Origin of the sequence: Streptococcus mitis (genome assembly GCF_016658865.1) — a bacterium.
Lineage (GTDB): Bacteria > Bacillota > Bacilli > Lactobacillales > Streptococcaceae > Streptococcus > Streptococcus mitis_BT.
In genome coordinates this window covers 1,335,962-1,353,789 of record NZ_CP067992.1, presented here as the reverse complement: position 1 = coordinate 1,353,789, position 17,828 = coordinate 1,335,962, and the positions used below count along the sequence as shown (strand labels likewise).

The following is a 17,828-nucleotide window of genomic DNA, read 5'->3' as shown; positions in this document are numbered from 1 at the left end:
AGGTGGTGATGGAAAATTGAGTGGATTGAGAATAAAACAAAAGAGATTTGCAGATGAGTACATCATCTCAGGTAATGCGACGGAAGCCTATAAGAAAGCAGGTTATCGTGCTTCTAGCGATAGAGTGGCAGGTGTCGAAGGGCATAAATTACTAAAGAATCCTAAGATTAAAAGCTATATAGATGAACGACTGAAACAACTTGATTCTGAGAAAATCGCAGGCCAGCAAGAAGTCCTTAGTTATCTAACCTCAGTAATGCGAGGGGAGACGCAAGAACAGACTTTGATAAGCATCGGAGAATTGGGTCAAACGATTACGGATATAGATGTTGGAGCAAAAGACAGAATCAAGGCAGCCGAACTATTAGGAAAACGTCATAGACTCTGGACTGACAAGGTAGAGGCTGACGTTTCTGGAACGGTGGTGTTTGCAAATGAGTCAGAAATACCAGATTAAACAGAATGATATTGTTATTGACCTACCTAAGGTAGTAGGCAGTGGATACGGCCAGTTTTGGCGCTCAAGAAGTCTTTATCGTGTAGTCAAAGGGTCCCGTGGTTCGAAGAAGTCCAAGACAACTGCATTGAATTATGTTATCCGTCTTTTAAAATATCCCTGGGCTAACTTGCTTGTTATTCGTAGATATTCGAATACGAACAAGCAATCGACCTATACGGATTTTAAATGGGCGTGTAATGTGTTGGGTGTGACTCATTTATTTAAATTTAACGAGTCCTTACCCGAAATAACTGTAAAAGCAACTGGCCAAAAAATCCTATTCCGTGGTTTAGATGATGAACTTAAAATCACATCTATTACGGTCGATGTCGGTAGTCTATGCTGGGCATGGTTTGAGGAAGCGTATCAAATCGAAACTGAAGATAAGTTCAGTACAGTAGTTGAGTCAATCCGTGGTAGCTTAGACGTACCTGATTTCTTTAAACAGATTACAATTACGTTTAACCCGTGGAATGAAAGGCACTGGCTCAAGCGTGTCTTCTTTGATGAAGATACGAGACGAGCTGATACATTCGCTATTACTACCACTTATAAATGCAATGAGTGGCTGGATGAAGTCGATATCAAGCGTTATGAGGATTTGTATCATACGAACCCAAGACGTGCGAGAATCGTTTGTGATGGTGAGTGGGGAGTTGCTGAAGGTTTAATCTATGAGAACGTAACTATCAAAGAATTCAATAAAGATGAATTACTACAAGATTCAGCTTATAAGTTATGTATCGGTCTTGACTTTGGTTTCACTCATGATCCAACCGCTTTGTGTTGTTCGTTGATAAATGATACGACGAAAGAGATTTATGTCTTTGACGAGGCGTATAAAGTTGGATTGATAACCAAAGAAGTTGCGAAGATGATAAAAGACAAAGGTTATCATCGCTCACGGATTATCGCTGATAGCGCTGAATTACGACTGATTGAGGAATTAAGGTCAGAACATGGTATAACTCGAATTAAAGAGAGTCGTAAAGGTAAGGATAGTATTATGGCAGGCGTGTCCAAGTTACAAGGATACGCTATTTATGTACATCCGAGTTGTGAACATATCATGGATGAATTTTATAGTTACTGCTACCAACGAGATAAAGAAGGCAACTGGTTGAACAAACCAGAAGATAAAAACAACCACTTGATGGATGCTTTGCGTTACAGCCTTCAATGTATCGAAGGTGGGAAAGCAACCGTCCGCAGACGTTCTGATTATGGTTTATAGAGAGGAAAGGTATGTACCAATATTTAACCTATCCACGGGATGGATATGATGAGGGTTCTTTGAAGAAAGACCTGATTTACAAATTGATAACGAAGCATAGCACTGAAGGCTCACGTTTGAAGAAACTTAAAAGCTACTACTTGGGTGAGCATGCTATCTTAAAACACAAAAGACGCAACGAGAACGCACCCAATTACAAAACGGTAGCCAATCATGCCAAGGATATCGCAGACACGGCTACGGGCTATTTCATGGGCAATCCTATCAAGTACAATAACACTGCTGACGGTGATATCGATGAACTACTTACAGCCTTTGACGGTGCTGAGATTGACCAAGTGGATGCACAGAATGCTTTGAACATGGCTATCTATGGTCGTGCTTATGAGTACATCTATGCCAAAGAGGGATTGACTGAGTTGGACTCTACTAGTATTGATCCAGAAAATACCTTCATGGTCTATGATGATAGCATTGAGCGGAAGCCTTTGTTTGCGGTTTATTACTATCAAGTCAAGGATGATACGAAAGATACTACTAAGTATCAAGCAGAAGTCTTTACCGAGAATCTGCACTATCACATGGTGCTGAGAAGTACAGATTCAGGAACATCTCAGATTGAAGAGGCAACACCTCATAACCTTGGTCAAATTCCAATTATAGAATATCGCAACAATCACTTTGCGATTGGCGACTACGAGCAACAGATTAGCTTGATAGACGCTTATAATTCTTTGATGGGTAACCGTGTCAATGACAAGGAACAGGCGGTAGAGTCTATCCTTGTCTTGTATGGCACGCAGTTAGCAGACACGCCAGAAGACGCTAAGGTAGCGATGAAGATTCTTTCTGAAGAAGGTCTTTTGGAATTGCCGGGCGATAGTGCAAGGGCTGAGTTCTTGAAGAATACGCTGGACGAAAGTGCTACTGAAATCTTGCGTACAGCATTGAAAGAGGATATCTACACATTCAGCCATGTGCCTAACCTGACTGATGAGAACTTCGCAGGGAATACATCAGGCGTAGCTATGGAATTCAAGCTGATGGGACTTGAGATGATTACCAAAACCAAAGAGGCCAATTACAAACGTGGACTACGTCAACGGATTGCAATTTTCGCTCATTACTTGGGTATGAAACAGATTGGTTTAGAGTCTCATTCAATCGTTCCACAGTTCAGCCGTGGTTTACCTAAGAACTTACTGGAAATCTCTCAGATTGTGAACAACTTGGAAGGCAAAGTGACCAATAGGCAGCTTATTTCTCTCTTGCCGTTTGTGGAAGACCCTGATGCTGAATTGGAAGCCTTGGAAGAAGAGAAAGAGAAGAACATGGAAAGAATGCCGATGTTCAACCAAGACAATACGAAACCCGAAGATGAGGTAGCAGATGAAGAATCAGGAGTACTGGGCGAAGAGGAAAGCCAATCTGATTTACCAGCAGATGGACAAGGCCGAAGAGCAGGCAGACAAGTTCGATAAAGTCTATCAGGAAGCTAAGACATACTTGGATAAGGAAATCAACAAGATTTTTGATAAGTTCCAACGGGATTATGGCTTAAGTCAGGTAGATGCTAGACAAGTCTTGAAGAATATGAAAGACAAGAAGGACTTGAATGAACTTCGTAAGGTGCTTGAAGCGAGACCGAATGACCCGAACATCCAAAAACTACTGGCTGACTTAGACAGTCCGGCTTATTCTTTTCGTATGAAGCGCCTAGAACGATTGAGCGACGATTTAGACCGTATGCGTGAATCTATCTATCATTCGGAGAAGACAGGCTCAGACGCTTTTTATAGCGACCTGATGAAGGATAGCTACTACAAGGCTACCTTTGAGCTGCAACAGCAGACAGGGCTGGCATATGGCTTTTCTGAGCTTCCTGAGAGCGAGATAAAACATCTACAGTCTTTTAGTTGGGTAGGCGACGGAAGTACGTATTCAACAAACATCTGGAAGAATACAGGTAAGCTTACTTCTAGCATAAAAGATGAACTACTTATGAGCCTCATGACAGGACGAGGAACACGAGAAACTGCACAAGCAATTGCTGAGCGGTTCAATGTAGGTCAGAACGATGCAAGGCGTTTGGTTCGGACAGAATCAGCCTTTTTTCATAACCAGATGGAGCTGCTTAGTTATGAAGAAGCAGACATAGAGAAGTATATCTTTGTGGCCGTCTTGGACAAGCGTACATCACGCATTTGCCAAGAGCATGATAATCAGATCTATGATAGGGATAAGGCTGTCCCTGGCGTCAATTGTCCGCCTATGCATCCGTGGTGTAGGTCTACTACTGTCGCATACGATGAGGACGCAGACTACAGCAAGCTGAAGCGCAGAGCAAGGAATCCAGTGACAGGTAAGACCGAGCTAGTACCTGCTGATATGACTTATAAAGAGTGGTATAGCAAGTATGTTGCGAAAGACGGGGAAAAGATGTATAATCAGGGTATGGATAAGTTGGACTCTTTAGTCTCTAGCGGTTCAATAAGTGAGGCTCGCGGAGATGTAGAAAAGCAAAAAAGTGATTTTGCGATAAAATACTATGAGCAACTGAAAAATTCGAATCGTGCAGATGTTGTAGAAAAAATGGTAAAAAGTAGCAACCTTCCTCATTCTACAGTATCGAAAGCATTAGAACATATTTTGGATAACCAGTATTTGTTGTGGGATTTTGAAGCTTTTGAAGAAAGGATGATGAACTTTTATCCGCACTATGACATGGCTCAAAGTTTCCAAAGATTATACTTGGGTAATCCAAAGAAATACGATATATTGATGCTACAGCACGAAAGCCTTGAATCATATTACATGAATCAGTTAAAAATGGATTATGATGAAGCTCATAAAAGAGCTAACCTAAAATTTAATTATCAGGAGGCAAGCGAAAATGGCGAAGATTGATAAACAAATTATTACTATGCGTAAAATAGAAGATGGTACTGCTATGAGACAATATTCTGCCGTTAGTGGAGAATGTCAAGGTATTGCAACAGTTGATAAAACCACTTTAAAATATAGCTATACAGGAGATGATTTAGGACAATTCGCTTCGTTTGTAAAAGATACTTTAACTAAAAGTATTAAAATGGGTAAAGAGTTGCCAGATAAATTTTCTTACGGTTTTGGATAAAGTGTTGAGGTTCCATCATGGAAGTAATGGCTATGCCTAGCAAAGAAGTTTTGATTTTTACAAAACAAATCCGCCACTGGATTGTTGGAGATAAAACTATTTCAGGAAAGAAACAATTTATCTTCCGTGAAGATACTCCTGCTGAAATCTTAAAACTTTATCAAGATATAAAACCAAAACTTGAATTTGCTTATTAACAATAAAAAGCACCTAGAGAAATCTAAGTGCTTTTTTCGTGCCCAGAAAGGAGGAGCTTATGTTCATTTGGGATTGGGTATCAATCGCCTTTGGGTGGTTGGTATTCTTTTGGCTATTTGTTTTAATTGTAGGAACTATTCTTGCGATTTTAACAGGTTTCAGAAATAGAAAGTAGGTGATTCGACATCTTGACTGGCAGGAATAGACTGTTATAAATTACTATAAATTGCTATAAATTAGTGAATTGAAGAAAGGAATAGAAAAAATGGAAGATTGGCAAAGACGTTTTATCGATGAATACAATGCGCTTAAGGATAAATATACAAAATTACATAAAATGGTTATCAAATACGAAGCTGGTACGCTCAATTTTGAGCCAAAATGCTCAATTGAAGTTTTAAAAAATCAAAAGTGCGCCATGGGTCAGTATTTATACTGGATGGAAGTTCGATCAGAAATCGAAGGAATCGAATTATAAAACTTAACCGTATGGAATCCCGTACGGTTTTTATATTGTCCAAGCATTGAAGACTATAAAAGCTATGGAAATTACAGTCGGGGACGACTTTAAAAATAGGAGGTTCGCAATGAACGAAGAAACACAAACAGTCGAAACGGTTGAAGAACAAAAGGTACCTGCAGAACCTGCACAACAACCGCAAGACGAGAAGAAGTACACGGACGCAGACGTCGATGCTATCATCGATAAGAAGTTTGCCAAGTGGAAATCAGAGCAAGAGGCCAAGGAAAACGAAGCTAAGAAACTCGCCAAGATGAACGCTGATGAGAAACAGAAATATCAGTTAGATCAGCGTGAACAAGAACTAGCTGACCGTGAAAAGGCTATTGCTCGCAAGGAATTGACCGCAGAAGCTAAAGAAATGTTAAGTGAACGTGACTTACCTGTTGAGTTAGTGAATGTAGTTAATCTGACAAGCGCAGAGACGGTATCGCAGTCTGTCGCATTATTACAGAAATCATGGGAGCAAGCTGTACAGAAAGGCGTACAAGAAAAGCTAAAAGGCGGAGCTCCAATGAAGCAAGCACCAGTTGACAGCGACGGTATCACAAAAGAAGAATTTGCTCGTATGGGTTATCAGAGTCGAAATGAACTCTATCAAAAGAACCCAGAACTCTATAAGAAATTGAAAGGTTAAATAAATGACAGCAGGACAAACTAAATTAGCCGCTATGGTTAATCCAGAGGTAATGGCGGATATGGTTTCCGCTAAACTACCTAAATTGATTAAATTCACTTCACTCGCTTATGTGGAAACAGCACTCCAAGGCCGACCAGGGAATACTCTAAAAGTTCCAGCATGGGAGTATGCAGGAGATGCTGCAGAGGTTGGAGAAGGTCAAGCTATTACTCTAGACCAACTATCAACAAAAGAAAAAGAAATGACTATTAAAAAGGCTGCTAAAGGTTATGAAATTACCGATGAAGCTCTTTTGTCAGGTCTTGGTGACCCACTAGGTCAAGCTACTTATCAGCTTGGGTTGGCTATCGCTAATAAAATTGATAACGATTTGGTGGCAGTAGCGAAAACAGCAACACAACACGTTGCAGACGCTCCTACAACTATTGAGGCAATCGATAAAGCTCTTGATATTTTTGAGGATGAAGAAGATGCGCGATATGTTGCTATCATCAACCCTAAAGATGCTATTAAGCTAAAAACTGCAGTAGCGAAAGAATGGACTAAGGGGTCAGAGATTGGCGCAGATATGGTCGTTTCTGGAACCTTTGGTGAAGTTGCCGGTGTGCAAATCGTCCGTTCTAAAAAAGTTGATGAAGGTAAAGGATTTATCGTCAAAGTCTCTCCTAGCCAAACTCAGACAGACGACGCTAATAAATACGGTGCGTTTGTTATCATGATGAAACGTGACGTAGCTATCGAAACAGACCGTGACATCATTAAAAAGACAACGGTTATCACTGGTGATGAACACTATGGTGTTTACCTATACGACCCTACACGAGTTGTAAAATTCGGTGAGTAAGAGGTGATGATATGAGCTTATTGCTACGACGTCATTATATCCAAGAGGAACAAGCTAGCCAGTATTCTGATTTAGAGAATAAGACTCTAGAAGAGTTGAAGAATCTAGCTAAAGAAGCTGGCTTAGCTGGGGCCTATAAGTTATCAAAAGCCGAAATTGTAGAGGTGTTGGAGGATTTAAAAAGTGAAATTTAAAATCAAACAAGATTTCTATGATTGGAAATCAAATGTGAAACGACTGGCAGGGGAGGAACTTGAGATTACTGAGGATCGCTATGCTGAGCTGGCAGACAATTTTGCCAGCAATGGTGTCGCCATCTCAGATGTTCTTGAGGAAATCCTCCCTGACCCCGAGTTTTTAGAAGAGGATTGATATGTCTATAGAGTTGCTGAAGAAATTAACAGGCGAAGAAGATACTCAGCTTCTCATGTTGCTCCAAACGAGGGCTACAAATCTTATCTTATCAGAGACTAATCGCACATCTTTGACACCTGCTTTAAGTCTCTTAATACCTGAGGTTGCTATTGAGCTCCACAACCGCTCAGGAGCGGAAGGAGAGCATTCTAGAACCGAAGGTGGTATAGCAGTAGTCTACGGAGAAAACGGCCTGTCTATGGGTCTTTTACAGCGTATCCGCATGCACAGACTAGCAAGGGTGGCAGGCCATGTTTTTGAAGCAGAGTAGACTGAAACCCTATCCGATACGACGGTTTGAAAAGACTGTCACAGAAGAAGGCGTCGTAAAAGAAGGATATGCCAAAGAAGCCGAGACAGTCCGCCTTGAATTGTGGCCAGCTAGTAGCAAACTACAATCTGAATTGTATGGAGAGCGTGTCAACGACATTTTGAACGCAAACGCCAACAAGTCAGCTACTATCAAAGTGAAAGATGGCGTGTGTATCGATAGCCAGACGGAAGTAACTCACAAGGTTATTTCTAAAAAGGTCTACACATATCATCAAGTTTTGGAGTTGGAACGTGTCAGAGCTACTAGGGGCAGATAGACTTATAGCTAAGCTCAGAAAGTTGTCAGATGTTGCGCGACGGGATATTGTTTCAAAGGCGGTTCATCATGCAGCCAAAACCATTGTCCAAGCTGATGCTAAAAGGCTTGCACCAGGGAACAATGGAGAACTTAGAAATAGTATTAAGACTAGGGTTAAAATGGACGGAGATAAGGTTATAGGCGAGGTTTACATAAATCTACACTATGCTCCTTATGTTGAGTTTGGAACAGGGCCAAAAGGACAAGCTAGCCATTCGGGTATATCGCCAGAGATCAGCGTGTCTTATCGGTCTAGCCCGTGGTATGTGCACGAAGACCAAATCAATGTAGGACCTTACCACTTTCAAAAGATTGGGGAGTTCTACAAGATGTATGGTCAACCTGCCCAGCCTTATCTTTATCCAGCTTTGAGAGACAATCAAGAGCGTGTGTCTAAGAATATTTCGAATTATGTGAGTAGAAAGATAAGAGAACAAATAAAATGATCAATATCAAGCCTGTTATTTATAAAGAATTGCAAAAGGTCGCAGATAATGTGACTGATACTTATCCTAGCGATTGGGAGACTTTCCCAGTCGTTATTTTTTTGGAAGAACAAAACAAGCCGGGTGATTGGTTTGACGACAAGGAACAAAAATCATCTATCCGCTATAAGGTAGATATCTTTGATGATACCAGCACTAGTGAGTTAGCTGTTAAAATCAATCAGATCTTTGAGTCTTTAGGTTTGCGAAGAACCGACTGCCAAGACGTGCCAGACCCGTCTCATTTGAGACACAAGGTCATGCGTTTTGAAGGTGTTGTTGACTTAGATTCAGAGCTTGTTTTTCAATTTAGAATGGAGAATTAAACATGTTAGCAAATGGAATTACGCTATCTTATGGCGAAGCTAAAGGAACTTATACTAAACTTGTTGGATTGAAAGAAGTACCAGAGTTTGGTATTGAACCTGAAAAAGTAGAGAACACTACTCTTGAAGATAAAGTGAAAATGTATGAGTTCGGTATCGGGGACGCAGGGGAATTGGAATACAAATTCTCTTACAAGAACGATAGCGAAACTGCACCTTATCGTGTATTACGTAAAGCGGCAGACAATAAGAAAAAACTCTTCTTTGAACAAGCTTACCCAGACGGTACTAAAGTTCGTTTTGAAGGTCAAGTATCTGTAAAACTAGGCGGTGGCGGTGTTAATGCCGTTATCGAGTTCACACTTAAGATTGCCTTGCAGTCAGATTTGGAATTTACAGACGGTCTTGGAGGTTAATTAAATGGCGTTACCTTACTCAATTTGGAAGATTAGCGATGAGAAAGAGTTGAAACTACGACTTTCATCTCATCAAGCAGCAAAAGTTGAAGAAAAAATCGGTATGAACTTACTGAAAATCTTCATGCTTGAGGCTGGCGAAGAGTTTTCTTTGCCTCCTTTGAAAGTTGTATTGCTCTTGATTCATGGAGCCTTGCAGAAGTATGAAAATGGGTATTCTCTCGAGGATGTCTATGATCTATACGATGAGTACGTCGATAACGGCGGAGACCAAACAACCTTCATGACAGAGGTTTTAATGCCACTATTTGAAGTATCGGGTTTTACTCCACGAGGAAGCAAGGACAAGAAAACTTCCAAGAAGAAAATGACAGTAGTCGAGTAATCTTAACGGTAACGCAGATTATTGAGAGGCTTTACCCTATGTTTTTGGACATCGGAGGTAAGCCTCTTGATTTTTGGGATTTGACGGTGCTTGAAATCAGGGAAATGATAGAAAGCTACAACCGTGTCAAAACCCAAGAGCGTAAAGAAAAGATTATTGACTCTTATAGACTTTCGCAGATGATATCCAACCAAGTTTCCTTATTGTTATCTAAAGACGCCAAGGTCTTTGAGTTCTGGGAATATGCGCCTGAGTTGTTTGCAGAAGAACAACAAGCGGTAGAACAGGAACGACAGAGACAAGCGCTTTTGTTGCATAAGGAACGGATGCGTGATTTTGCAGAGAGACACAATCGCAAAAGAAAGGAGAAAATGAATGGCAACTCTTGACGAATTAAAAGTCATGATTGACGCTGAGATAGCGCCTTTCAGAAAGAAGATGAAAGAAGTCGAGAATCAGGTCAAGGGAACATCTGACCAAGTGAAAAATGCCACTGCCAAAGTTCGTGAACAGTCGAACTCAATCGGTAGTGCGTTTGGTAAGCTAGCCAAGTTCGCTGGCTTTGCAATCCTTGGTAAGAAATTGCTTGATGTTGGGATGTATTCAGCGCAGACAGCTCTTGAAGTATCAGCGTCTATGAACCAAATCAAGCGACAGATGGGCGAGAGTTCGCAATCTTTCTTAAAATGGGTTAACGATAACGCCAACGCCATGAATATGGGTGTGGGTGAGGCGACCAACTACGGTGCGGTCTACTCAAACCTATTTTCTGGATTTATCAAAGATACCAACAAGCTAAGTGCTTATACTGCTAAGATGTTGCAGACATCGGCAGTGGTCGCAGAGGGGTCAGGGCGTAGCATTACAGACGTTATGGAGCGGATTCGCTCAGGTTTACTAGGGAACACGGAAGCAATTGAGGACCTAGGAATCAACGTCAATGTGGCTATGATTGAGTCCACTGAAGCCTTTAAGAAGTTCGCAAACGGACAAAGTTGGCAACAGTTGGACTATCAAACACAGCAACAAATCCGCCTTATGGCAATCTTGGAACAGGCCACAGCCAAGTACGGTGACACCTTATCCAACTCGGTCAATGGTAGTATCAGTCTGTTTAAATCTCTGATGAAAGATAGTGCATTGAACCTTGGTAACTCTATGTTACCGATTATCAATGCAATTATGCCTGTCTTGAACTCTTTTGCTATGGTTTTGAAGAATGTAACGGCTAAACTCGCTGAGTTTATTGCTTTGATGTTCAACAAGAAAGCTACGGTAAAAGACGGCGCTGCAGGAGCAATCAGCAACGTAGGAAACGCCATGCAAGACGCTGCAGGAGGTGCAGATGATTTAGGAAACGCAATCGGAGATGCAGGAGACTCAGCAGGAGGACTTGCTGACAATCTTGGAGACTCAGCCAAAAACGCTAAGAAAGCTGCTAAAGAATTGCTTGGTCTTATAGGATTTGATGAGATTAATATCTTACAAAAGCCAAAAGACGACGATGCAGGCGGTTCTGGCGGTGGAGGCGGAGGCGGAGGCAAAGGTGGTAAAGGAAAGGGAGGCGGTGGCAGACCTTTCAAAGACATCTTGCCAGAAGTCGAGTTGACCGACATGGACAATAAATTTAAGAGCATTTTCGATGGTCTTGGAGATAAGCTGAAAGGGTTGTTTGACCTCTTCAAAAAAGGTTTTGATGCAGCATTTAGACCAGAAGGTTTAGAGCGTATTAAAGCTGCTTTAGAACGAATCAAGAAAACTCTTGAAGAAATCGCTACTGACCAAAGGGTTGTGAATGCCTTTAACCGAATGGCGGAGAAAATCGCTTATGCTTTAGGGCAAGTGATAGGATCAATAGCTACTATCGGCGTTGGTATTGGTGTACTCCTTACTGAAAGTATTGCAAACGGCCTTGAAAGGCAGAAAGAACGCATTATCAGGGCGCTAGTCGCTTTGTTTGATAATGTTGGCAACATTGCAGAGGCGGTAGGGAACATTGCTCAGGCTTTTTCTAGTGCTTTCTACGATGCCATTACCTCAACCGGTGCGGTTCGTATCGGTAGCGCTATTGTGTCGACTCTATTAAGCTTGACATCTACCATTGTTGAAGTTGGTAGTAAATTAGCAGGAGGTTTGTTTAACGGATTTGAAAAAATCGTTGTGACAAGCGCTCCTAAAATTTCTTCAATGCTCCAAAGTCTGTTAGACATTGTAGCTCCAATATTTGAAACAATCGAGAGCGTTGTTGATAAGTTTGGCGATGGATTAAGTAGTGTCTACGATGAACACGTAGCCCCTGCTATTGACTCTATTGCGAATGCTTTTAACGGACTAATTGATATTATTCAAATACTTTGGGAAGGAAGTTGGAAACCTTTTGCAGAGTTCTTGTCTAACACATTCGGCATAAGTATTGAAACCGTCGCTGATTTACTAGGCGGTATCATACTAGAGGCATTGAAGTTATTAGCTGATACAATCAAGCTAGTAGCTGATGGTTTTACTGCTTTTTCTGATTGGTGTAAAGAAAATAAAGAGATTATCTCCACAATCGCTAGTGTGATTGGTACGCTTGCAACCGTATGGCAAGGAATCAAGTTCTTGTCTTGGGCTGAACAAGCTGGAGGACTTGCAGGGGCATTCGAATCATTAAGTGGCAAGGTTTCCCTTATTGTTAGCGGAATTAAAAATCTTGGACTAGCTTTGAAAGCTTTGACATTCGATAAATTGGTTAGCTTCGGAGAAACCATCTATTTGAATGCGTTATATGCAAAAGACTTTGTGGTCAATTCAGGTAAATTGATAGTTCAATTAGGAAAAACTGCTTTAGAACTTGGTAAATCAGCACTAGCTTGGGGTGTTCATGCAGCGCAGATGGGGCTTGCAGCAGCAGCGGAAATCGCTCAATCGATTGCTGCAGGAGTCGCAGCAGCGGCAACATGGGCACTCAATGGAGCTATTGCGGTATTGACCAGTCCGATAACTTTAGTTATTGCTGCTATTGCAGCCTTAATTGCTATCGGTGTTTTGCTCTACCAAAACTGGGATACTGTTGTTGAGTTTGCTAAAAATGCATGGCAAGGACTATGTGATTTTATTAGTGGTATTTGTCAAGCGATTGGCGAATTCTTCAGTGATCTATGGACAAAGCTACAAGAAATCTTTGAGCCAATAGGCCAATGGTTTAGTGAGAAATTCCAGCAAGCATGGGATGCCATTGTAAACATCTTCTCTGGTATCGGAGATTGGTTCTCTGGTGTATTCCAAGGCGCATGGGACGCTATCGTTAATATCTTCACACCAATTGGATCATGGTTCGGAGAACGTTGGGCTGATGTGACTAGTGCTTTGGCTAATATCGGAGCATGGTTTACTGACATGTTCGAAAAAGCATGGACTGGTCTAACCAATATCTTTAGCAAACTAGGTTCTTGGTTTGGCGAGAGATGGAACGATGTCACAAATGCTCTTGCGAATGTATCTTCTTGGTTTGGGAATATGTTTACTAGTGCTTATAATGCAGTTAAGAACGCGTTTAGTTCAATTGGTAGCTTCTTCAGTGGAGTTTGGGATACGGTTAAAAGTATCTTTGTTAACGCTGGTCAAATGGTTGGTAGCGCAGTGGGTGGAGCTTTCAGAAGTGCAGTCAATGCGGTTCTTGGAACTATCGAGAACGTAGTCAATGGTTTTATTGGCATGATTAACGGAGTTTTGGATACTGTCAGAGGTCTTCCAGGATTAGGATGGGTCGGTAGCGTTGGATACGTTAGTCTTCCTCGTCTTGCCCGTGGTGGTATTGTTGATAGTCCGACTGTAGCCATGATTGGTGAAGCTGGTAAAGAAGCAGTCGTACCACTTGAAAATACAGGATTCATCCAAACACTTGGGCGAGTTGTCAGCAGTGCGGTAGTAAATGCCATGGCTGGTGTAAGTCCACAAGGTGGATTTTCTGGCGACGGCGACATCGTTATTCAAATCGGCGGACACGAATTCGGACGTGTGGCTATTCAAGAAATAAATCGAGAACAAGAACGTGCAGGACAAGTCTTGCTTAACATCTAAAGGGAGGTAAAATGGCACGCTTAATTATCAATGGGGTGGCTGTTAAACCTCCTCAAAAATTTCAAGTGGGTATCCAAGACATCGACGGAGAAACGGGTCGCAATGCGAACGGAGACATGATGCGTGACCGTATCACGACTAAACGCAAGCTAGACTGTGAATGGGGTATGCTGACTCAAGATGAAATGAGTCAGCTTTTAAATGCCGTTTCAGCAGTTTTTTTTGAAGTTTCATATCCTGATCCAGTAAGAGGTCAAACAACAGGGACTTTTTATGTCGGTGATAGGACGGCTCCGAGTTATTCATTTACTGAGAAGTTCAAGCCGTGGTCGGGCGCAAAATTTAATTTGGTAGAAAGGTAGGTTAGAACATGGATATATTCAGACGAAAGAAATTTGATGAAGCTATGTTTGCTAAGAACCGTACTCTTGCTATCAGAGTAGGGCAATATCAGTCAAGCGATATTAAAGAGGCTCATTTTGATTATGGCTATATCAAGGGTGACACTTACAAGCCAGGCGGAACCTGCGCTGGTAGTGCTAAAATCACATTCACAAGAATCATCACTACTTTCAATAAATTAGATAAGATTTACCCTGAAATCGGCCTTTTGGTCGACGGAACCTACGAATGGGTCAAAATGGGTGAATATTTCATCAATGATATTGAGATTGACCGCAATCGTAAAACGACCAAGCTTGACCTTATGGATGGAATGTTCAAGCTTAACCGTGAATATGTAACGGACTTGACTTATCCAGCTGAAATCAGGCACGTCATCAAAGAGGTTTGCCTAAAAACAGGTATCACATTAGCAAATGAATACATGGATATTACATCCATGAATTACAGAATTGAGCAGATTCCCAAAAATAAAAAAATGACATTCAGAGATGTTTTGAGCCTTGCTTCTCAAATGCTCGGGATGTCTTGTTTTTTCAATCGAGAGGGTAAACTCGAAATCAAGGAATTGACTGACTCAGGTATCACAATTACAGCAGATAGCTACTTTATGCACGGATTGACCAAGAGTGAAATTGAGTATCAGATTGCTGGGATAAGTTGTAAGAAAGACAAAGAGACTCTTACAGTCGGCATGCGTACTGGTCGTTCATTGGAACTGGATAATCTGTTCATGTCTCAAACGGTTTTAGATAACCTTTACCACAAGATTAAGAATATTCGCTATTACCCTTTCAATTTGAATTATCAAGGCCATCTCTTGCTTAACGTGGGTGAATGGGTGACCATCAAGACAAACACTGGCGAAACCTTCAAATCGCCTGTATTGAGTCAATTATTCACATTTAAGGGCGGTTTGCGTGGTCGTATTAGTGCAGACAGTAAAGCTGGTAATGATGCGCAGTATTCATACGCAGGAACCATCACGAAGAAGATTGTGCAATTCAACGAGTTTGAAGCTCAAATCCAAAACCAAATCGAAGAAGCAGATAACGATTTTGACCAAAAGGTCGCAAAAATCAAAAAAGATTTTAATGATCAATTCGAACTCGCTAAAGCAAGAGCCGAAGAAATCAAACGTCAAATCTCAAGCGAAATCGACAAGAAGTTTCAGTCGTTCGACAACGCTTCAATCCAAGAAGCTAAGCGTAAGGCCGAAGAGGCCCTACGAAGTGCTGGTGCAAGCAGTTCACTCGCTCAGGAAGCGAAACGAATTAGCGAGCGAGCAAGAGCAGACCTTACTAACCTACAAGTATCATCTCAAAATGCTCTCAGCCAGATTGAGGCTTTCAAAACTGAGTATGGTACGAAGCTGAACGAGGTTAAAAGCACTGCAGACGGTATCTTGACCAAGATTGGTACGATTGAGACCTATATCAACAAGGACGGTCAACGACAAGAGAGCTTGCAGCGTTATGCTCGAGATGAGAGCGCTCGTCAAGCGTCTGCAATTCGTGAGCAGATATCCAGAGATTATGTTGGTAAATCAGCTTATCAAGAAGATGTGAGAGGTCTTGAACGTCGGTTTAGTGCGATAAGCACGCAGACGAACAACGACATCGCTACAAAAATCGCTCAGTACAAGCAGACAGTAGACGGTCAATTTGCAAGCATCACATCGCAGATTGCTGGTAAGGTCAATCAGACAGACTTCCAACGTGTCAGAGAGACTAGTCAGCTCTATGAGCGGATTATTGGTAGCAACGAGAATGCTATCTCGAATAAAGTTGCTCGCATGGCACTGACTAATCAGCTATTTCAAGTGGAAGTCGCTAAAAACATTGGAAGTGATAATAACTTAATTGTCCGCTCTAAGGCGATGGACAGGCATACGCTAGTCAATGAAGGCAATACTAAGCGAGTATTCGTGAATAACGGTATATTTAGCATTAGATGTACTGGTAATTCAGGATATACATTCGCAGGATTCACGCTACCACTCTACATCGATAGAATGGCCAGAGGTGAGACATACACTCTTAATTTTAAGTATCGCATTATGGGACGATTAGACCATAATTTTGTAGTTGTTGCCAAAAATCACGGAACGAATGAAACGGCTATTTCTTCAGATGTAGCCACAAGCTCAACTGCAGTTTCAAGCAGTTGGAAAGAGTTCAACGAAACATATACCATCAGTAGAGATTTTGAATTTGGGAATAGTGATAAATATCCACTCTATTTTTACTTAGCTAAAAATGGCTGGGTTGAAATTAAAGAGATTATGCTCGTTCGTGCTACTCAAACGCACGGATATAAAGCAAGTCAATTTGATGATATGTCCGAAGCTGTTCGCTCGGTTCAAAGTCAGTTAGCCGGCTCGTGGTCTGTTCAGAATATCAACAGCGCAGGCGATTTGATTTCAGGTATCAATCTTGGAGCAAATGGCCACAATCGTATTACTGGTAAGTTGACCCACATAACTGGCGAGACTTTGATTGATAAGGCAGTTATCAAGTCGGCCATGGTTGATAAGTTGACTACAGGTAATTTTGAAGCTGGTTCAGTGACTACAGTTGTTTTGGATGCTGAAGCAGTGACCGCTGACAAAGTGAGAATGGACCAAGCTTTTGCGAACAAGCTTGTAGCAAGTAACATCTTCACAGATACGCTTGCAGCTAAACAGGCCTTTATCAACAAGCTTCGGTCTGTTGTGGTTACTGCTACCTTGCTTGAGGGGTATAAGGGGAAAATCGGTGGATTCCAGATTGGTACTCATGATAAAGACCCGAACTCTTACTGGCTAACTGGCCAGAACCAATTCGCAGTCGGAATGGGTTCAGGTAATGGGCGATGGGGCCAGACTGCCCTTTGGGTTAACTGGGGAAACAACTGGGAGAAGCCAGGCAATTACGCTTGGTATGTCAAAAATAACGGTGAAATGTATTGTTATAATCAAGCTAATTTTTGGAATCGACCTATAGTTCACGGAAACCTTGAAGTAACCGGAAATATTGTATATACGTACGATAAGAATAAAGAGGGTTACTGGATTTCATCACCAAAATACTCAAGAATTGATCCATCTAGCGGTTATTTATATCTTTATTACAGCGGTTCAGGTTACGACTGGATCCCAATGAATAAAGAGATTTCAGACCGTCGATATAAGAACAATATCGAAGACAGTACAGTCTCAGGCCTTGATATTGTCAACAGCTTGAAAACTTACAGCTACCGCAAGGAGTACGATGGAAAAATAGAAGATATAGCTTGCGGTATCATGGCGCAGGATGTCCAGAAGTACGCTCCTGAGGCGTTCTTTGAAAACCCAGACGGTGCGTACTCATATCGCACATTTGAACTTGTACCTTATTTGATTAAGGCAATTCAAGAATTAAATCAACGATTGGAGAAATTGGAGGAAATAGCATGAATGAAGCAATCAATCAGCTAGTGCTACAATCACTAGCGACCAAACTTGCTAAAAGTGAGTTGGAATCGGCTCAAAACGAAGCCTTTTATCAACTCGCAACAAGCGAATTAAAAGCAATGAACGAAGTGCTGGAATATGACCCAGCACTCAAAGAACTTTTCGAAGAAACAAAAGCTAAAATGCAAAAAGGAGAATAGAAC

Annotated in this window: 22 protein-coding genes; all 22 read left to right on the top strand. The window is 41.5% G+C overall.

The window, feature by feature from the left end; genetic code table 11:
• Nucleotides 1-16: 16 nt before the first annotated feature.
• The 22 genes from JJN14_RS06740 to JJN14_RS06635 all read left to right on the top strand — a co-directional run bounded on the left by JJN14_RS06740 (nt 17) and on the right by JJN14_RS06635 (nt 17,825).
• Entirely contained in the window at nt 17-457 is a 441-nt protein-coding gene (locus JJN14_RS06740; RefSeq protein ID WP_201059146.1) for a terminase small subunit, read from the top strand.
• Complete coding sequence (locus tag JJN14_RS06735) at nt 435-1,733, top strand: PBSX family phage terminase large subunit (protein ID WP_201058214.1); 1,299 nt, start codon at nt 435-437, stop codon at nt 1,731-1,733. The genes JJN14_RS06740 and JJN14_RS06735 overlap by 23 nt, the downstream gene beginning before the upstream one ends.
• Before the next feature lie 11 nt (nt 1,734-1,744).
• Nucleotides 1,745-3,214: a phage portal protein gene (locus JJN14_RS06730; protein ID WP_201058213.1), complete on the top strand. Its 1,470-nt coding sequence runs from the start codon at nt 1,745-1,747 to the stop codon at nt 3,212-3,214.
• Nucleotides 3,123-4,640: a minor capsid protein gene (locus tag JJN14_RS06725; protein WP_236253676.1), complete on the top strand. Its 1,518-nt coding sequence runs from the start codon at nt 3,123-3,125 to the stop codon at nt 4,638-4,640. Before JJN14_RS06730 ends, JJN14_RS06725 begins: the two co-directional genes overlap by 92 nt.
• Nucleotides 4,627-4,869 (top strand): hypothetical protein, encoded by a 243-nt coding sequence (locus JJN14_RS06720; protein ID WP_201058212.1) that lies wholly within the window; start codon nt 4,627-4,629, stop codon nt 4,867-4,869. Before JJN14_RS06725 ends, JJN14_RS06720 begins: the two co-directional genes overlap by 14 nt.
• Before the next feature lie 17 nt (nt 4,870-4,886).
• Nucleotides 4,887-5,066, top strand: a complete 180-nt coding sequence (locus JJN14_RS06715; RefSeq protein ID WP_049512727.1) for a hypothetical protein — start codon at nt 4,887-4,889, stop codon at nt 5,064-5,066.
• Between the two features lie 266 nt (nt 5,067-5,332).
• Nucleotides 5,333-5,545 carry a crAss001_48 related protein gene (locus JJN14_RS06710; RefSeq protein ID WP_084887156.1) on the top strand — a complete coding sequence of 71 codons (213 nt, stop codon included), beginning with the start codon at nt 5,333-5,335 and terminating at the stop codon, nt 5,543-5,545.
• A 109-nt stretch (nt 5,546-5,654) separates the two neighbouring features.
• Nucleotides 5,655-6,224 (top strand): DUF4355 domain-containing protein, encoded by a 570-nt coding sequence (locus JJN14_RS06705; RefSeq protein ID WP_201058211.1) that lies wholly within the window; start codon nt 5,655-5,657, stop codon nt 6,222-6,224.
• Nucleotides 6,225-6,228: 4 nt separating this feature from the next.
• Complete coding sequence (locus tag JJN14_RS06700; RefSeq protein ID WP_201058210.1) at nt 6,229-7,071, top strand: N4-gp56 family major capsid protein; 843 nt, start codon at nt 6,229-6,231, stop codon at nt 7,069-7,071.
• Between the two features lie 11 nt (nt 7,072-7,082).
• Nucleotides 7,083-7,265: a Rho termination factor N-terminal domain-containing protein gene (locus tag JJN14_RS06695; RefSeq protein WP_201058209.1), complete on the top strand. Its 183-nt coding sequence runs from the start codon at nt 7,083-7,085 to the stop codon at nt 7,263-7,265.
• Nucleotides 7,255-7,443, top strand: a complete 189-nt coding sequence (locus JJN14_RS06690; protein WP_201058208.1) for a hypothetical protein — start codon at nt 7,255-7,257, stop codon at nt 7,441-7,443. The genes JJN14_RS06695 and JJN14_RS06690 overlap by 11 nt, the downstream gene beginning before the upstream one ends.
• 1 nt (nt 7,444) lies before the next feature.
• Nucleotides 7,445-7,756 carry a phage head-tail connector protein gene (locus JJN14_RS06685; protein ID WP_201058207.1) on the top strand — a complete coding sequence of 104 codons (312 nt, stop codon included), beginning with the start codon at nt 7,445-7,447 and terminating at the stop codon, nt 7,754-7,756.
• On the top strand, nt 7,737-8,075 hold the full coding sequence (locus tag JJN14_RS06680) for a hypothetical protein (protein ID WP_201058206.1): 339 nt from the start codon (nt 7,737-7,739) through the stop codon (nt 8,073-8,075). Before JJN14_RS06685 ends, JJN14_RS06680 begins: the two co-directional genes overlap by 20 nt.
• A complete protein-coding gene (locus JJN14_RS06675) occupies nt 8,050-8,562 on the top strand; it encodes an HK97-gp10 family putative phage morphogenesis protein (protein WP_201058205.1) in 513 nt (170 codons plus the stop codon). Before JJN14_RS06680 ends, JJN14_RS06675 begins: the two co-directional genes overlap by 26 nt.
• A complete protein-coding gene (locus tag JJN14_RS06670; protein WP_050228845.1) occupies nt 8,559-8,927 on the top strand; it encodes a hypothetical protein in 369 nt (122 codons plus the stop codon). The genes JJN14_RS06675 and JJN14_RS06670 overlap by 4 nt, the downstream gene beginning before the upstream one ends.
• A gap of 2 nt (nt 8,928-8,929) precedes the next feature.
• On the top strand, nt 8,930-9,343 hold the full coding sequence (locus JJN14_RS06665) for a phage tail tube protein (protein ID WP_153192975.1): 414 nt from the start codon (nt 8,930-8,932) through the stop codon (nt 9,341-9,343).
• A 4-nt stretch (nt 9,344-9,347) separates the two neighbouring features.
• Nucleotides 9,348-9,728 (top strand): DUF6096 family protein, encoded by a 381-nt coding sequence (locus JJN14_RS06660; protein ID WP_201058204.1) that lies wholly within the window; start codon nt 9,348-9,350, stop codon nt 9,726-9,728.
• 38 nt (nt 9,729-9,766) lie between these two features.
• Nucleotides 9,767-10,117 carry a hypothetical protein gene (locus JJN14_RS06655; protein WP_201058203.1) on the top strand — a complete coding sequence of 117 codons (351 nt, stop codon included), beginning with the start codon at nt 9,767-9,769 and terminating at the stop codon, nt 10,115-10,117.
• Entirely contained in the window at nt 10,104-13,790 is a 3,687-nt protein-coding gene (locus JJN14_RS06650) for a phage tail protein (protein ID WP_201058202.1), read from the top strand. Before JJN14_RS06655 ends, JJN14_RS06650 begins: the two co-directional genes overlap by 14 nt.
• A gap of 11 nt (nt 13,791-13,801) precedes the next feature.
• Nucleotides 13,802-14,152, top strand: a complete 351-nt coding sequence (locus JJN14_RS06645) for a DUF6711 family protein (RefSeq protein ID WP_201058201.1) — start codon at nt 13,802-13,804, stop codon at nt 14,150-14,152.
• An 8-nt stretch (nt 14,153-14,160) separates the two neighbouring features.
• A complete protein-coding gene (locus JJN14_RS06640; RefSeq protein WP_201058200.1) occupies nt 14,161-17,628 on the top strand; it encodes a tail fiber domain-containing protein in 3,468 nt (1,155 codons plus the stop codon).
• Nucleotides 17,625-17,825 carry a hypothetical protein gene (locus tag JJN14_RS06635; RefSeq protein ID WP_125852258.1) on the top strand — a complete coding sequence of 67 codons (201 nt, stop codon included), beginning with the start codon at nt 17,625-17,627 and terminating at the stop codon, nt 17,823-17,825. The genes JJN14_RS06640 and JJN14_RS06635 overlap by 4 nt, the downstream gene beginning before the upstream one ends.
• Nucleotides 17,826-17,828: the final 3 nt, after the last annotated feature.

Excerpts from the sequence above, each read along its gene's own strand:
- JJN14_RS06735 (WP_201058214.1), top strand. The coding sequence starts at position 435 with ATGAGTCAGAAATACCAGATTAAACAGAATGATATTGTTATTGACCTA.
- JJN14_RS06730 (WP_201058213.1), top strand. The coding sequence starts at position 1,745 with ATGTACCAATATTTAACCTATCCACGGGATGGATATGATGAGGGTTCT.
- JJN14_RS06725 (WP_236253676.1), top strand. The coding sequence starts at position 3,123 with ATGAAGAATCAGGAGTACTGGGCGAAGAGGAAAGCCAATCTGATTTAC.
- JJN14_RS06720 (WP_201058212.1), top strand. The coding sequence starts at position 4,627 with ATGGCGAAGATTGATAAACAAATTATTACTATGCGTAAAATAGAAGAT.
- JJN14_RS06715 (WP_049512727.1), top strand. The coding sequence starts at position 4,887 with ATGGAAGTAATGGCTATGCCTAGCAAAGAAGTTTTGATTTTTACAAAA.
- JJN14_RS06710 (WP_084887156.1), top strand. The coding sequence starts at position 5,333 with ATGGAAGATTGGCAAAGACGTTTTATCGATGAATACAATGCGCTTAAG.
- JJN14_RS06705 (WP_201058211.1), top strand. The coding sequence starts at position 5,655 with ATGAACGAAGAAACACAAACAGTCGAAACGGTTGAAGAACAAAAGGTA.
- JJN14_RS06700 (WP_201058210.1), top strand. The coding sequence starts at position 6,229 with ATGACAGCAGGACAAACTAAATTAGCCGCTATGGTTAATCCAGAGGTA.
- JJN14_RS06695 (WP_201058209.1), top strand. The coding sequence starts at position 7,083 with ATGAGCTTATTGCTACGACGTCATTATATCCAAGAGGAACAAGCTAGC.
- JJN14_RS06685 (WP_201058207.1), top strand. The coding sequence starts at position 7,445 with ATGTCTATAGAGTTGCTGAAGAAATTAACAGGCGAAGAAGATACTCAG.
- JJN14_RS06680 (WP_201058206.1), top strand. The coding sequence starts at position 7,737 with ATGTTTTTGAAGCAGAGTAGACTGAAACCCTATCCGATACGACGGTTT.
- JJN14_RS06670 (WP_050228845.1), top strand. The coding sequence starts at position 8,559 with ATGATCAATATCAAGCCTGTTATTTATAAAGAATTGCAAAAGGTCGCA.
- JJN14_RS06665 (WP_153192975.1), top strand. The coding sequence starts at position 8,930 with ATGTTAGCAAATGGAATTACGCTATCTTATGGCGAAGCTAAAGGAACT.
- JJN14_RS06660 (WP_201058204.1), top strand. The coding sequence starts at position 9,348 with ATGGCGTTACCTTACTCAATTTGGAAGATTAGCGATGAGAAAGAGTTG.
- JJN14_RS06655 (WP_201058203.1), top strand. The coding sequence starts at position 9,767 with ATGTTTTTGGACATCGGAGGTAAGCCTCTTGATTTTTGGGATTTGACG.
- JJN14_RS06650 (WP_201058202.1), top strand. The coding sequence starts at position 10,104 with ATGGCAACTCTTGACGAATTAAAAGTCATGATTGACGCTGAGATAGCG.
- JJN14_RS06645 (WP_201058201.1), top strand. The coding sequence starts at position 13,802 with ATGGCACGCTTAATTATCAATGGGGTGGCTGTTAAACCTCCTCAAAAA.
- JJN14_RS06640 (WP_201058200.1), top strand. The coding sequence starts at position 14,161 with ATGGATATATTCAGACGAAAGAAATTTGATGAAGCTATGTTTGCTAAG.
- JJN14_RS06635 (WP_125852258.1), top strand. The coding sequence starts at position 17,625 with ATGAATGAAGCAATCAATCAGCTAGTGCTACAATCACTAGCGACCAAA.